We start from the raw sequence: 13745 nt of genomic DNA on the forward strand, positions 1-13745 counted from the left end.
CCCTTAGCTGGCGTGAAGTCGGTTGTACGGATGGATGGGCCCGCTGCGGGTCCGCAGCGGCTGCCCGCTGGCGGCAGCCCCGGAGCGGGCGGCAACAATTTCGGCGAAGACGGACAGGGCGGTTTCCTCCGGTGTGGCGGCGCCGATGTCCAGCCCGATGGGGGAGTGCAGCTTCGCCAGCTCGCGGGCGGTCAGGCCCGCGGCGCGCAGGGCGGCCATCCGCTGTTCGTGGCTGCGCCGGGATCCCATGGCCCCCACATAGGCGAGGTTGCCCCGCAGGGCCTCGGCCAGCACCGGGACATCAAACTTGGCGTCATGGCTGAGCACGCACACCACGGTCCGGGCATCCAGGTTCCCGCCTGCGGCTTCGCGGCGCAGGTACTGATCCGGCCACTGCACCTGTACATGGTGCGCCGCGGGGAACCGGTCCGGGGTGGTGAACGCGCGCCGGGCGTCGCAGATGGTCACGTGATAGCCCAGCAGCCGGCCCTGCCGGGCCAGCGCGGCGGAGAAATCATTGGCGCCGATCAGGATCAGGCGCGGCGGCGCGAGCCGGGATTCCAGGAACAGGACGGGGCCACCCGGCTCGCACACGGTATCCGGACCGCCGTCCGCCGATGCGCCCAGCTCCGGTACGCCCAGGCCCGGACCGTCCAGTTCGACGACGCCGGTCCGTCCGGCCGCGAGCAGCGGGGCGATCCGGGCAGCGGCACGCGCCGGATCCATGCCCAGCATCGCGGTCAGGGCCGCGCCGTGGGCGGCGAGGAGACCGGCATCGGTGGCACCGGCCGGGTCGGTGACAAGCAACGGGGCAGCAGGTACGCCGTCGGACGCTGCGGCGTCGATCCGCCGGATCAGGGCACAGGGGGCGTCGGGTCCGGGGATAAGGGGAAAGGTGCCGGCGGCGACCGGCTGGATCAGGACCTCCAAGGTGCCGCCGCAGCTGAGGCCGACGGCGAAGGCATCGGCATCGCTGTAGCCGAAGGCCTCCACCCGGGCACGGCCCGCGGCGAGGACCTCTTCGGCGGCGGTGACGACGGCGGCCTCAACGCAACCGCCGGAAAGGGAACCGGTGATCTCTCCGGTTCCGCTGATGAGCATGGAGGTGCCGACCTGGCGGGGCACGGAGCCGGACGCCCGCACAATGGTCGCCACCGCGCATGGGGCACCGTCCGCCGTGGCGGATGCCAGCGCATTGAGCATGTCCAACACTGCGGCCTACCCTCCAGCAACACCTGCCGGCGGCAACCGCCACCGGCTAACCCAGTAACCAAAGCGGTGAGTTCCCCCTGCCGGGAGAACCGGGCAGGGGCCTTAAATCCGCAAAACAATGACTAAAAGCGAAACATATTACGGCGCGCATTGATCCGCCCTGCAGGCGGAAAAGAATGCATATTCCGGCACCGCCGGGAAACGATGAATGCCGCAATTGCTCCGGTAATTGCACGGAAGCCTACCACGGTGTCCCGGCACGCGGGACACCCCGCCGGTTATGACGCGTACGGCTGCCCGGCCGCCTCGCCCCGCCCGCCCGGGCGCGTGCTGCACTGGAGACCCCTTGGACCGGAAACCCCTTGGACCGGAAACCCCTTGGACCGGAAACCCCTTGGACCGGAAAGTCCGCTGCGGGAAGGAGGGGCACAGTCGTTTGCTTCACATTTTCCGGGATGGCACCGTCATCTGGGTAGGGTGGGGCCGTGCGGACGGTCAGGCCACCGGCGCACAGATCGTCCGGCCCGCCGCCTGCGCGGACCGGAATGCGGAACCGGCCTCTTGGATCAGCAGACAAGCCCACTGAGCTGGCCCCGGGAGGGGTCTGTCTGCCCAAGGTTGTTCCATGAACGCTTCCACGCCCGCCTCAGCACCCACCGCCTCAGCACCCGCCGCCGTCGTCGTACCCGATTCACCCCGCGCCCGCCTTTGGATCAGGAACCCGCTGGCCGCCTTCACCGCCAACGGACTGGATGCCGCCGGCGGCCTGGTGATCGAGAACGGGATCATCGCCGAGGTGCTGGCGGCCGGGCAAACCCCGTCCGCGCCCTGCTCCGAGGTCTTTGACGCGTCCGGCCACGTGCTGCTGCCGGGGCTGATCAACACGCACCACCACTTCTACCAAACCCTCACCCGGGCCTGGGCGCCGGTGGTGAACACCCCGCTGTTCCCCTGGCTGAAGAACCTGTACCCGGTGTGGGCCAGGCTGACCCCGGCGGACCTGGAACTGGCCACCACCGTCGCGCTGTCCGAACTGCTGCTGTCCGGCTGCACCACCGCCGCGGACCACCACTACCTCTTCCCCGACGGGCTCGAGGACGGCATTGACGTGCAGGTGGACGTGGTGCGGAAACTGGGCATGCGGGCCATGCTCACCCGCGGCTCCATGACCCTGGGGGAGGACGACGGCGGCCTGCCGCCGCAGCACACGGTCCAGGCTCCGGAGGTGATCCTTGAGGACAGCCGGCGGCTGATCCGGGACTATCACGAACGCGGTGACGGCGCCGTGATCCAGATTGGGCTGGCCCCCTGTTCGCCGTTCTCGGTGACCCGGGAGATCATGCGCGACAGCGCCGCGCTTGCCGAGGAACAGGACGTCCGGCTGCACACCCACCTGGCCGAAACCATGGACGAGGAAGCCTTCTGCCTGGAGATGTTCGGGCTGCGGACGGTGGATTATCTGGAGAGTGTCGGCTGGCTGGGGGACCGGACCTGGCTGGCGCACGGCGTGCATTTCAACGACGACGAGATTGCCAGGCTGGGTGCGGCAGGCACCGCCGTTGCCCACTGTCCGACGTCGAACATGCGCCTGGCCAGCGGCATTGGCCGGATGGCGGAGCTGGAGGACGCCGGTGCCCCGGTGGGGCTGGGTGTGGACGGCTCGGCTTCCAATGACGCTTCGAACCTGATCCTGGAGGCCCGGCAGGCCCTGTATCTGCAGCGGCTGCGCTACGGCGCCGAAGCCATCACGCCCGAACGTGCACTGGGCTGGGCCACCAAGGGATCAGCACGGGCCCTGGGCCGGAAGGATGTGGGCGAACTGGCGCCGGGCCGGCAGGCAGACCTGGCGATGTTCCGGCTGGATGACCTGCGTTTCTCCGGCAGCCATGATCCGCTCTCGGCCCTGCTGCTCTGCGGCGCGGACCGCGCGGACCGGGTGATGGTCGGCGGTGCCTGGCGCGTAGTCGACGGGCAGCTGCCCGGCGTGGACCTGCCGGAGCTGATTGCCCGGCACACCGCGGCGGCCCGGCGGATGATGGCCGGGTAACCGGGCGGGGTGTGCCTGTGCGGTCGGTGCGGCCGGTGCTGGGGGCCGCGCCGCACAGGGTCCCACCGGGTGGGGTGCGTGTTGCCCAGTGGGACCACTCCAGTACCACTGGCATCAGTGGGTGGGAAGGTGCGCAGGGGCCGGCCGGTGCTGGGGGCCGCGCCGCACAGGGTCCCACCGGGTGGGGTGCGTGTTGCCCAGTGGGACCACTCCAGTACCACTGGCATCAGTGGGTGGGAAGGTGCGCAGGGGCCGGCCGGTCGGGGGCGACAGGAAGGTGTGCCGAAGCCCGGGATTGTCACCGAGACCCGGACGCTGGCGCAATACTTTCCCGGAAAAAGACGCACGGTTACCGCCGAATTTACCGGCGGGAAACATAAATCAGTTTTATTCCGCCGGAATGACATGTTTCTTGACAGATATGACGTACCTCACCCAGACTGACCGGCATATCAATTCCGTTTGCAGGAAACATCGAATCAAGTCGGCGCCGCCGATGGTCAAGGGTGTTCAGCGCCGGCAACGGACGAGCTCTACCTGAAAGCTGACACCCGTGCCCTCAGAACTCCGCCCCGACGACGCCGCCCCGGACTTCCTTACCGCGTTCAACGCCGCCCGGAGGGCCGATGCCGAAGCCATGCTGCGCCCCTGTGCGGACATCCCGCGCTGGTGCAACGAGGTAGCCGCAGCCCGCCCGTTCGCCTCCGCCGGAGAACTGCTCAGCTTCGCCGAACTGGCCGCCCCGGACTTCACCGAGGCGGAGATCGAAGCCGCGCTGGCGCACCATCCCCGGATCGGCGAGCGCCCGGCAGGTTCCGGCACCGAAGCCCGCTTCTCCCGCAGCGAGCAGGCCTCCGTCAGCGGACTCGAGGATGTGCAGGACCGGCTGCTGGCCGGCAACCGCGCCTACGAGGAGAAGTTCGGCCAGGTCTTCCTGATCCGCGCCGCCGGCCGCAGCGCCGAGGAAATCCTGGCCGCCCTGCAGGAGCGGCTCGGGCATACGCCCGCGGAGGAAGTCCCCGTCATCGCGGCCCAGCTGCGCGAAATAGCCATTCTGCGTCTGGAAGGACTGCTACACCCATGACCCGCAGCCACGTCACCACCCACATCCTGGACACCGGCGCCGGCCGGCCAGCCGCCGGCGTCGCCGTCTCCCTCTGGTCCGCCGGCGGAGACGGCTGGGACCGGGTAGCGGAGGGCACCACCGACGCCGACGGCCGGGTGTCCAGCCTGGGCCCGGAACAGCTCACCCCCGGCACCTACCGGATCGACTTCGCCACCGGCGACTACTTTGCCGCCACCGGCACCGAGACCTTCTTTCCCAGCGTTTCCCTCACTTTCGCCCTGACCGACGCGGCCCAGCACTATCACGTACCGCTGCTGCTGAGCCCCTTCGCCTACTCCACCTACCGAGGAAGCTAAACCCATGACAGAAACAACCCAGGCCACCACCGCAGCCCAGATTGTCCTCGGCAGCAACCAGTACGGGAAGGCCGAGGTGCGCCTGGTGAAGGTCACCCGCGACACCGCCCGGCACCAGCTCGAAGACCTCAGCGTCACCAGCCAGCTGCACGGTGATTTCGAGGCAGCGCACACCGAGGGCGACAATGCCCACGTGGTGGCCACCGACACCCAGAAGAACACCATTTACGCCTTCGCCCGCGACGGCGTCGGCTCGCCCGAGGCGTTCCTGCTGCGCCTGGAGCGGCACTTCACCGGCGGCTTCGAGTGGGTTTCCGGCGGCCGCTGGGCGGCTGAACAGTACTTCTGGAACCGGATCAGCGACCATGACCACGCCTTCGCCAAGGACAAGTCAGAAATCCGCACCGCGGTGCTCGTCTCCGAGGGCGGCCGGCAGCACCTGGTCTCCGGCATCAGCGGCCTGACCGTGCTGAAGTCCACCGGCTCCGAGTTCCACAGCTTCCCCCGGGACCGCTACACCACGCTGGCCGAAACCACCGACCGGATCCTGGCCACCGACGTGACCGCGAAGTGGCGCTACGCCCCGGACACGGACCTGGACGCACTGGATTTCAACGCCCTGTACGCCTCCGCCCGGACCCTGCTGCTGGACGCCTTCGCGAACACGCATTCCCTGGCGCTGCAGCAGACCATGTTCGAAATGGGCAAGGCCGTTATCGCCGCGCACCCCGAGATCGCCGAAGTACGGCTCTCCCTGCCGAACAACCACCACTTCCTGGTGGACCTAGCGCCGTTCGGCCTGGACAACCCCAACGAGGTCTTCTTCGCCGCGGACCGCCCTTACGGCCTGATCGAAGCCTCCGTGCTGCGCGAAGGCGTGGTTGCGGACTCGCCGGTCTGGAATACCGTGGGCGGTTTCTGCTGATGAGCCGCAAACACAGCCCCGCCACGGCCGGCAGCGCGCCCGCCCGCCCGGAAGACGCCAAACTGCCGCTGGGCAGCACCTTCGCCTACGGCTTCCAGCATGTGCTGACCATGTACGGCGGCATCATCGCCCCGCCGCTGATTGTCGGTACCGCCGCCGGACTGGATTCCGCCGACGTCGGCATGCTCGTCGCTGCCTGCCTCTTCGTGGGCGGCCTGGCCACCCTGCTGCAGACCGTCGGCATTCCGTTCTTCGGCTCCCAGCTGCCCCTGGTCCAGGGTGTGTCCTTCGCCGGGGTGGCCACCATGACCGCCATCCTCGACGGCGGCGGCGGCCTGCAGTCCGTGTTCGGTGCGGTGATAGTCGCCTCGCTGATCGGCCTGCTGATCACCCCGGTCTTCGCCAAGGTGATCCGCTTCTTCCCGCCGGTGGTCACCGGCGTCGTGATCACCACCATCGGCCTGACGCTGATGCCCGTGGCCGCGAACTGGGCCATGGGCGGCAGCAGCGCCGCCCCGGATTACGGCAGCGTCTCGAACATCGGCCTGGCCGCGCTGACGCTGCTGCTGGTGCTGCTGCTGAGCAAGCTCGGCAACTCCACCATCTCCAGGCTCTCCATCCTGATCGCCATTGTGCTCGGCACCGTCTTCGCCGTCGTCACCGGCAAGGCCGACTTCTCCGCCGTCGGCAGCGGCGCGATCTTCGCCGTCCCGGAACCCTTCGCGTTCGGCATGCCGACCTTCGAGGCCGCGGCCATCATCTCCATGGTGATCGTGATCCTGGTGACCCTGACCGAAACCACCGCGGACATCATTGCGGTGGGCGAAATTGTCGAAACCAAGGTGGACTCCAAGCGCATCGCCAACGGCCTGCGCGCGGACATGCTCTCCAGCGCCCTGTCCCCGGTGTTCAACTCCTTCACCCAGAGCGCCTTCGCTCAGAACGTGGGCCTGGTGGCCATCACCGGCGTCAAGAGCCGGTTTGTGGTCAGCGCCGGCGGTCTGATCCTGGTCATCCTGGGCCTGCTTCCGGTCCTGGGCCGGGTGGTGGCAGCGGTGCCGACGCCGGTCCTTGGCGGCGCGGGCATTGTCCTGTTCGGCACCGTGGCGGCCAGCGGTATCCGCACCCTGGCGAAGGTGGACTACCGCAACAACATGAACTTCATTATCGTGGCCACGTCCATAGGCTTCGGCATGATTCCGATTGCCGCACCCACCTTCTATGACGAGTTCCCCACCTGGTTTGGCACCATCTTCCACTCCGGCATCAGTTCCGCCGCCGTGATGGCGATCCTGATGAACATCCTCTTCAACCACATCCGCTCCGGCAACCCGGAGGACCCCTCGGTCTTCGCCGAAGGATCCAACCGGATTGTGCGCATTGAGGACCCGGCGGCGCTGAAGGATGGCGACCACATGCAGGACGGAAAACTGCTCGACGCCGACGGCCAGGAAGTCCCGCTGGCCACCACCGGCAGCACCGAAAACGACCCCCACTAGGACCGTGACCGTGAAACCCTCCACCGCCCCCGCACCCGCACCCGTCCTCGGTGACGGCCACCTGCACCGGCTGGACGCCGTCCTCGCGGACACCGACCGGCTGCTGGCCGCCGCCTACCCGGGCGACGCGGGTACCCGGCAGCCCGTACACACCGTCTACATTCCCGCCGACCGCTGCGTGCCGGCCCTGCCTGCCCACTGGGGCCGGGAGGGCCTGGCCGCCGCGGCGGCGCAGGGGTCGCTGACGGAGCTGGCAGAGGTGGCGGGGTTGGACGCGGACCTGGCCGCCGCCGTCGTGCCCCTGGTCGAGGCCAAACTGCAGACTGAACCCATCGAGGACCTGCGGCTGGACTTCGAGGACGGATACGGGATGCGGCCGGACGAGGAGGAGGATACCCACGCCCGGCAGGCTGCCGTCGCTGTCGCTGCCGCGGTGGCGGACGGCACCGCCCCGCCGTTCGTGGGTATACGGTTCAAGTGCTTCGAAGCGGCCACCCGGGCCCGCGGCGTACGCACCCTGGACCTGTTCCTGGCCGGCCTGCTCGCGGCGGGGGAGCTGCCGGAGGGCCTGGTCCTGACCCTGCCCAAGGTTTCCACCGTGGAGCAGGTGGAGGCCATGGTCTACACCTGCGAACGCCTGGAGGAAGCGCACGGACTGGAACCGGGACGGCTGCGGTTCGAAGTGCAGGTGGAAACCCCGCAGCTCATCCTTGCCGCCAACGGCACCGTGCCGGCGGCCCAGCTGATCCACCGCGGCAAGGGCCGGATCTCGGCGCTGCACTACGGCACCTATGACTACAGCGATTCGGTGCAGATCGCCGCCGAATACCAGTCCATGGAGCACCCGGCCGCGGACTACGCCAAGGCCGTGATGCAGGTGGCCGTTGCCGGCACCGGCGTCCGGCTCTCGGACGGTTCCACCAACATCCTGCCACTGGGCACCCCGGAGGAAATCCGCGCCGCCTGGCAGCTGCACGCCCGGCTGGTGCGCCGTTCCCTGGAACGCGGCTTCTACCAGGGCTGGGACCTGCACCCGGCCCAGCTGCCCACCCGCTTCCTGGCCACCTACGCCTTCTACCGGCAGGGGTTCGACGCCGCCGCCCGCCGGCTGCACACCTACGTTGCCAAGCTCGAGGGAACGGTGCTGGATGAACCGGCCACCGCCCGCGCGCTGGCCCGGTTTGTGCACCGCGGACTGCTCTGCGGCGCCCTGACCGAGGCGGAAGTGGCGGACGGCACCGGGCTGACCGGCGTCGAACTCGCCGCCCTGGCCCACCCCAAGGCCGCCGCAGCGGTCCCGGCAGCGCCCTCCGCACCGTCCACTTCCCGCCCCGCCCCGTCCTGACCGGCACCAATTCCCCACCCCAAAGAAGGTCCGCTAGATGAATACCCCCCAGTCCGACACCCCGCGCTACTACGCAGCCGCCGGCGGCCTGCCGGGCCAGACCGAGCTGCTCACCGGACGCGCCGTGGTGACCGAGGCCTACACCGTGATTCCGCGCGGCGTACTGCGCGACATTGTCACCAGCGTGCTGCCCGAATGGACGGACACCCGCACCTGGATCCTGAACCGGCCGGTAGCCGGCGGGGCCACCACCTTCGCCCAGTACCTGGTGGAGGTGGCACCCGGCGGCGGATCCCGCGCCCCGGAACCGGAACTGACGGTGGAATCCTTCGTGTTTGTGCTGGAAGGAGCCCTCACCGTCCGGCTGCTCGGCCGGGACCACGTGCTGACACCGGGCGGTTTTGCCTACCTGCCGCCGGAAGCCCTGTGGAGTGCCTACAACGAGGGCGGCGAGCCTGCGAAGTTCCAGTGGATCCGCAAGGCCTACCAGCCGCTCGCCGGCCACACCCCGCAGCCGGTCTTTGGCAACGAGCAGGACATTGAACCCGCCGCGATGCCCGGCACGGACAACAAATGGCGCACCACCCGGATGATCCCGGTGGATGACGTGGCCTATGACATGCACGTGAACGTAGTGACGTTCGAACCCGGCGCCGTCATCCCGTTCGCGGAAACCCACGTGATGGAACACGGACTGTACGTGCTGGAAGGCAAAGCCGTGTACCGGCTGAACCAGGACTGGGTGGAGGTGGAGGAGGGGGACTACATGTCCCTGCGCGCCTTCTGCCCGCAGGCCTGCTACGCCGGCGGCCCGTCCAACTTCCGCTACCTCCTGTACAAGGACGTCAACCGCCAGGTCCTGCTCGGCGGCCGGTAATGACGGCGTCCGACGGCGGCCCGCTGGCCGGGTACTCGGTGAACTGCTCCACGCTGTTCACCGAACTGCCGCTGCTGGAACGCCCCGCCGCCGCGCGGGCCGCCGGGTTTGGCACGGTGGAATTCTGGTGGCCGTTCGAGGAGCCGGTACCCGCCGAAGCGCAGGTCCGGGAGTTCGAAGCAGCCGTCCGCGACGCCGGCGTGCAGCTGGGGGCACTGAACTTCTACGGCGGGGACATGCCCGCCGGTGAGCGTGGCGTGCTGTCCCTGCCGGACCGGGGTGCGCAGTTCAGGGCCAATGCTGCGGTGGTGGCCGGGATCGGGAAGCGCCTGGGCTGCCGGCTGTTCAACGCCCTGTACGGGAACCGCAGCACGGACTTCAGCCCGGAGGAGCAGGACGCGGAAGCACTGCGGAACCTGCGTGCCGCCGCCGCAGCCGTGGCGCCCTTCGGCGGGACAGTGCTGCTGGAACCGCTCAGCGGTGCGCCGGACTATCCGCTGCGCACCGCGGCGGACGCGGCCGCAGTCCTGCAGCAGGCGCACGACGCCGGGGCGGAGAACACGGCGCTGCTTGCGGACTTCTATCACCTGGCGGTCAACGGCGAGGACGTGGCCGCGCTGATTGCCGCCGACGCAGCCCGGTTTGGCCATGTGCAGATTGCCGACGCACCAGGCCGTGGCGCCCCCGGCACCGGCAGCCTGCCCCTGGCCCGCTGGGTGCGGGAGCTGCGCGCCCGCGGCTACGCCGGGGATGTCTCGCTGGAGTACTTCGCGCCGGCGGACGGCCTGTCACCGGGCACGTTCCTGCAGGCGGCGGATTTTTTGGTAGCCGGTGACACCTCACCGGATGGTATTTCTTCAACGGAGGGTTCGTGATGGGTATGTCGTCAGCACAGGAAGCAGGGCACTTCGACCTGGTGATCCGCGGCAGTGCCGTGCTCACCCCGGAGGGGACCATTCCCGCCGAAGTGGGGGTGCGGGGCGGGGTGATTGCCGCCGTCGTACCCCTGGGCACCGGACTCGACGGGGACCGGCTGATGGAGCTGGCCGCGGACGAAACCCTGCTGCCCGGCCTGGTGGACACCCACGTACACGTGAACGAGCCCGGCCGCACCGAGTGGGAGGGCTTCGCCTCCGCCACCCGTGCCGCCGCGGCGGGCGGGGTCACCACGCTCATCGACATGCCGCTAAACAGCATCCCGCCCACCGTAAGCGTGGATGCGCTGGACACCAAGCGCGCCGTCGCCGCACCGCAGGCCGCGGTGGACGTGGGTTTCTGGGGCGGGGCCGTGCCCGGCAACCTGGCGGATCTGCGCCCGCTGCACGAGGCCGGCGCGTTCGGCTTCAAATGCTTCCTGGTCCATTCCGGCGTGGACGAGTTCCCGCACCTGGAACCGGCGGAAATGGAAGCGGCGCTCGCCGAACTGAAAACCTTCGACGCCCTGCTGATTGTGCACGCCGAGGATCCCGCCGCCATCGCGGACACCCCGCCCGGAGCACAGTACGCCGGGTTCCTCGCCTCCCGCCCGCCGGCCGCGGAAAACACCGCCATCGCCGGCGTCATTGACGCGGCCCGGCGCACCGGCGGCCGGGCGCACATCCTGCACCTGTCCTCCGCCGAAGCGCTGCCGCTGATCCGCACGGCCAAGGCCGACGGCGTGCGGCTGACCGCCGAGACCTGCCCGCACTACCTCACGCTGAAGGCCGAGGAGATTCCCGACGGCGCCACGGCCTTCAAATGCTGCCCGCCCATCCGCGAAGACGCGAACCGGGAACAGCTGTGGGCCGGCCTGGCAGACGGGACCATCGACTGCATTGTCTCCGATCACTCGCCCAGCACCCTGGACCTGAAGGACCTGGAGAACGGCGACTTTGGCGTGGCCTGGGGCGGGGTGTCCTCGCTGCAGTTGGGCCTGGCCCTGATCTGGACCGAGGCACGCACCCGCGGGATCAGCCTGGAGCAGGTGCTGCGCTGGATGTCCGCCGCCCCCGCCGACCTCGCCGGGCTGGACCACAAGGGAGCCATTGCCGAGGGTAAGGACGCAGACTTCGCCGTCTTCGCCGCGGAGGACACCTTCACCGTGGACCCGGCAGCCCTGCAGCACAAGAACCCGATCACGCCCTACGCCGGAAAGCAGCTGACCGGCGTTGTGCGGCGCACGCTGCTCGCCGGCGCCGATGTGGATCCGGCGGCACCCGCGGGCCGGCTGCTGCGCCGCGGCGAGGCCCGGAACAGCTAGGACCGGGTGACCGCGGCCGGGGACCGGGTCCTGGCGGCCGCGGTCACACGGGTGATGGTGGCCACATGACGCCCGTCGCATTTTAGTAACTGCCAAGCCTGAAAGTAGTGTCTTCTTATGGCCCCATTTCGAAACAGCCGCGCTGCTGCGCTCCCCGCGAAACTTTCCCGTTCCTGGCTGCTGGCTTCAGCAGCCGATGAAGCGAACTTTGCGCCGGCGCTGGCGTCCGAGGCCGATTCCGTGGTCTTCGACATGGAAGACGCGGTGCCTGCGGATGGCAAGGCCGAAGCCCGCGAGCGGGTGGTGGAGGCACTGTCCACCGGCATGACCGCCTGGGTGCGTGTCAACGGCATCGAAACCGATTACTGGGCCGATGATCTGGCCGCACTGTCCAAGGCCCCGGGCCTGCGCGGCGTGATGCTCGCGATGACCGAAAAGCCGGAGCAGGTCACCCACACCGCCATGCGGCTGCAGGCCGGCACCCCGGTGCTCGCCCTGGTGGAGTCCGCACTTGGCATTGAAAACGCCACCGCCATTGCCAGTGCTCCCGGCACCTTCCGGCTGGCCTTCGGCGTCGGCGATTTCCGCCGCGACACCGGCGCTTCGGATGATCCGATGGCGCTGGCCTACGCCCGCTCCAAGCTGGTGGTTGCCTCACGTGTGGGCCAGCTGCCCGGCCCCATCGACGGCCCCACCGTGGGTGCCGTGGGCGAGCCGCTGCTGGAGGCCTGCAAGGTCACCCAGAGCATGGGCATGACCGGCAAGCTGTGCCTGATGCCCGAGGCCACGGACTACATCAACCGCGGACTTTCACCGAGCGAATCCGAAATCACCTGGGCGCACGAACTGCTGGAGGCCCACGCTGCCGGCGCCGTGGTGGGCGACGGTTCCTACCTGCCGCGCCTTGCCCGTGCGCAGAAGATCTCCTCGCTGGCGGACTCCTACGGACTCTGGAACGCGTAGGGATCCCTTCGCCTGAACACAGAAGCTGCGGCACCCCGTGCGGGTGCCGCAGCTTCGGTGGTTAAGCGTCCCGGGGTTCCGCGTCAGCGGGTTTTGCGTCCGCGGGTTTTGCGTCCACCTGGTCCAGCAGCTGCAGCACCATCCGGGTGAAGGCGAAGGAGGCATCCATGTCAAAGTCCGGCTGGCTGATGTCCGCGAACAGGTGCGAAGCGCCCATATAGAGGATCAGGTCTGCGTCCGGGCTGGATGCGGCCAGGTTTTCCGCGGCGTCCAGGTCCCCTTCCTCCGCGAAGTACGGGTCCGCGTCCATGCCGTGGATCTGGACGGGCACACCGGCCGGCCACGTATCGCCATAGGTGCCCAGCGGGAGGCAGGCGCTGACCAGCACCGCACCGCGGGCGCCGGGCCGGGTCTGTGCCAGCCGCTGCGCCGGCATCACGCCCAGGGAGAAGCCGATGTAGACCATGTCCGGCGGAAAACGGCCGGCAATCTGCACGCCCAGTTCCTCAATGGCATCCATCCCGATCTCGGACGCATGCGCCACGCCCTCCTCCAGGTCACCGAACACGTGGCCGTCGTAGAGGTCGGGCACCGTGACCATGTGTCCGGCTTCGCGCAGCACGTCGGCAAAGGCATCCATGCCGGCCGTGAGGCCGAGCGCGTGGTGGAACAGCAGCACGTTGGCCACGGGGACTCCTAGGGTTCGACGAGGATGCCGTCCTCGTCGGCAAACAGTGTCGCGCCGGGACGGAAGGTGACACCGCCGAACTCTACGGGCACGTCCACCTCGCCGACAGAGTCCTTGGCGCTCTTGCGCGGGTTGGAGCCCAGCGCCTTGACCCCCAGCGGCAGCTTGGCGACGGCGGTGCGGTCACGGATGGGGCCGTTGATAACGACGCCGGCCCAGCCGTTCTCCACGGCGGCGGCGGCAATCATGTCCCCCATCAGCGCGGTGTTCAGTGATCCGGCGCCGTCGATCACCAGGACGGCACCGTTGCCGGGGGAGTTCAGCAGGGACTTGATCAGCCCGTTGTCCTCCAGGCACCGGACGGTGCGGATGGGGCCGGTAAAGGCGGTGTGTCCGCCCAGGTCCTGGAACTGCAGCGACACGGAGGCCAGTTCCTCGCCGCGCTCGTCATAAAGGTCAGCTGTGCTCAGTCGGGTTTCCATGGCTTCTACTGTGGCAGAGCGCACAACGCGATGCCGTCCTGCCACG

General features: G+C 69.0%; 13 protein-coding genes. 10 read left to right on the forward strand and 3 right to left on the reverse strand.

Features of this window, described 5'->3' with window-relative positions; translation table 11 throughout:
- Positions 1-3 precede the first annotated feature (3 nt).
- Positions 4-1203: an XdhC/CoxI family protein gene (locus QWJ37_RS02380; protein ID WP_290244820.1), complete on the reverse strand. Its 1200-nt coding sequence runs from the start codon at positions 1201-1203 to the stop codon at positions 4-6.
- Positions 1204-1837: 634 nt separating this feature from the next.
- On the opposite strand from QWJ37_RS02380, the gene QWJ37_RS02385 reads away from it, so the two are divergent.
- The 10 genes from QWJ37_RS02385 to QWJ37_RS02430 all read left to right on the forward strand — a co-directional run bounded on the left by QWJ37_RS02385 (position 1838) and on the right by QWJ37_RS02430 (position 12529).
- Positions 1838-3259: an 8-oxoguanine deaminase gene (locus tag QWJ37_RS02385; protein WP_290243824.1), complete on the forward strand. Its 1422-nt coding sequence runs from the start codon at positions 1838-1840 to the stop codon at positions 3257-3259.
- 553 nt (positions 3260-3812) lie between these two features.
- Positions 3813-4343 carry a 2-oxo-4-hydroxy-4-carboxy-5-ureidoimidazoline decarboxylase gene (gene uraD / locus QWJ37_RS02390; RefSeq protein ID WP_290243826.1) on the forward strand — a complete coding sequence of 177 codons (531 nt, stop codon included), beginning with the start codon at positions 3813-3815 and terminating at the stop codon, positions 4341-4343.
- Positions 4340-4681 carry a hydroxyisourate hydrolase gene (gene uraH, locus QWJ37_RS02395; RefSeq protein ID WP_227902865.1) on the forward strand — a complete coding sequence of 114 codons (342 nt, stop codon included), beginning with the start codon at positions 4340-4342 and terminating at the stop codon, positions 4679-4681. The genes uraD and uraH overlap by 4 nt, the downstream gene beginning before the upstream one ends.
- Positions 4682-4685: 4 nt before the next feature.
- The gene (gene pucL / locus QWJ37_RS02400; RefSeq protein ID WP_290243829.1) at positions 4686-5606 is read left to right on the forward strand and encodes a factor-independent urate hydroxylase; all 921 of its coding nucleotides are present in this window, start codon (positions 4686-4688) and stop codon (positions 5604-5606) included.
- Positions 5606-7105, forward strand: coding sequence for a nucleobase:cation symporter-2 family protein (locus QWJ37_RS02405; RefSeq protein ID WP_290243830.1), 1500 nt, complete (start codon positions 5606-5608; stop codon positions 7103-7105). The genes pucL and QWJ37_RS02405 overlap by 1 nt, the downstream gene beginning before the upstream one ends.
- Before the next feature lie 10 nt (positions 7106-7115).
- A complete protein-coding gene (locus QWJ37_RS02410; RefSeq protein ID WP_290243831.1) occupies positions 7116-8450 on the forward strand; it encodes an aldolase/citrate lyase family protein in 1335 nt (444 codons plus the stop codon).
- A 37-nt stretch (positions 8451-8487) separates the two neighbouring features.
- Positions 8488-9327: a bifunctional allantoicase/(S)-ureidoglycine aminohydrolase gene (locus QWJ37_RS02415; RefSeq protein WP_290243832.1), complete on the forward strand. Its 840-nt coding sequence runs from the start codon at positions 8488-8490 to the stop codon at positions 9325-9327.
- A complete protein-coding gene (locus tag QWJ37_RS02420) occupies positions 9327-10202 on the forward strand; it encodes a TIM barrel protein (protein WP_290243834.1) in 876 nt (291 codons plus the stop codon). The genes QWJ37_RS02415 and QWJ37_RS02420 overlap by 1 nt, the downstream gene beginning before the upstream one ends.
- Before the next feature lie 5 nt (positions 10203-10207).
- Positions 10208-11566: an allantoinase AllB gene (gene allB / locus QWJ37_RS02425; protein ID WP_290243836.1), complete on the forward strand. Its 1359-nt coding sequence runs from the start codon at positions 10208-10210 to the stop codon at positions 11564-11566.
- Positions 11567-11683: 117 nt separating this feature from the next.
- On the forward strand, positions 11684-12529 hold the full coding sequence (locus QWJ37_RS02430; protein ID WP_227902858.1) for a CoA ester lyase: 846 nt from the start codon (positions 11684-11686) through the stop codon (positions 12527-12529).
- Between the two features lie 61 nt (positions 12530-12590).
- On the opposite strand, the gene QWJ37_RS02435 is transcribed toward QWJ37_RS02430, so the two are convergent.
- Entirely contained in the window at positions 12591-13217 is a 627-nt protein-coding gene (locus tag QWJ37_RS02435) for a dienelactone hydrolase family protein (RefSeq protein ID WP_290243839.1), read from the reverse strand.
- A gap of 8 nt (positions 13218-13225) precedes the next feature.
- Complete coding sequence (rraA, locus tag QWJ37_RS02440; RefSeq protein ID WP_290243842.1) at positions 13226-13699, reverse strand: ribonuclease E activity regulator RraA; 474 nt, start codon at positions 13697-13699, stop codon at positions 13226-13228.
- Between the last annotated feature and the right edge of the window lie 46 nt (positions 13700-13745).

The organism is Arthrobacter sp. YD2 (assembly GCF_030410475.1).
Taxonomy (GTDB): Bacteria; Actinomycetota; Actinomycetes; order Actinomycetales; family Micrococcaceae; genus Arthrobacter_B; species Arthrobacter_B zhangbolii.

Excerpts from the sequence above, each read along its gene's own strand:
- QWJ37_RS02420 (WP_290243834.1), top strand. The coding sequence starts at position 9,327 with ATGACGGCGTCCGACGGCGGCCCGCTGGCCGGGTACTCGGTGAACTGC.
- QWJ37_RS02430 (WP_227902858.1), top strand. The coding sequence starts at position 11,684 with ATGGCCCCATTTCGAAACAGCCGCGCTGCTGCGCTCCCCGCGAAACTT.
- QWJ37_RS02380 (WP_290244820.1), bottom strand. The coding sequence starts at position 1,203 with ATGCTCAATGCGCTGGCATCCGCCACGGCGGACGGTGCCCCATGCGCG.
- QWJ37_RS02405 (WP_290243830.1), top strand. The coding sequence starts at position 5,606 with ATGAGCCGCAAACACAGCCCCGCCACGGCCGGCAGCGCGCCCGCCCGC.
- allB (WP_290243836.1), top strand. The coding sequence starts at position 10,208 with ATGTCGTCAGCACAGGAAGCAGGGCACTTCGACCTGGTGATCCGCGGC.
- QWJ37_RS02385 (WP_290243824.1), top strand. The coding sequence starts at position 1,838 with ATGAACGCTTCCACGCCCGCCTCAGCACCCACCGCCTCAGCACCCGCC.
- pucL (WP_290243829.1), top strand. The coding sequence starts at position 4,686 with ATGACAGAAACAACCCAGGCCACCACCGCAGCCCAGATTGTCCTCGGC.
- rraA (WP_290243842.1), bottom strand. The coding sequence starts at position 13,699 with ATGGAAACCCGACTGAGCACAGCTGACCTTTATGACGAGCGCGGCGAG.
- QWJ37_RS02415 (WP_290243832.1), top strand. The coding sequence starts at position 8,488 with ATGAATACCCCCCAGTCCGACACCCCGCGCTACTACGCAGCCGCCGGC.
- uraH (WP_227902865.1), top strand. The coding sequence starts at position 4,340 with ATGACCCGCAGCCACGTCACCACCCACATCCTGGACACCGGCGCCGGC.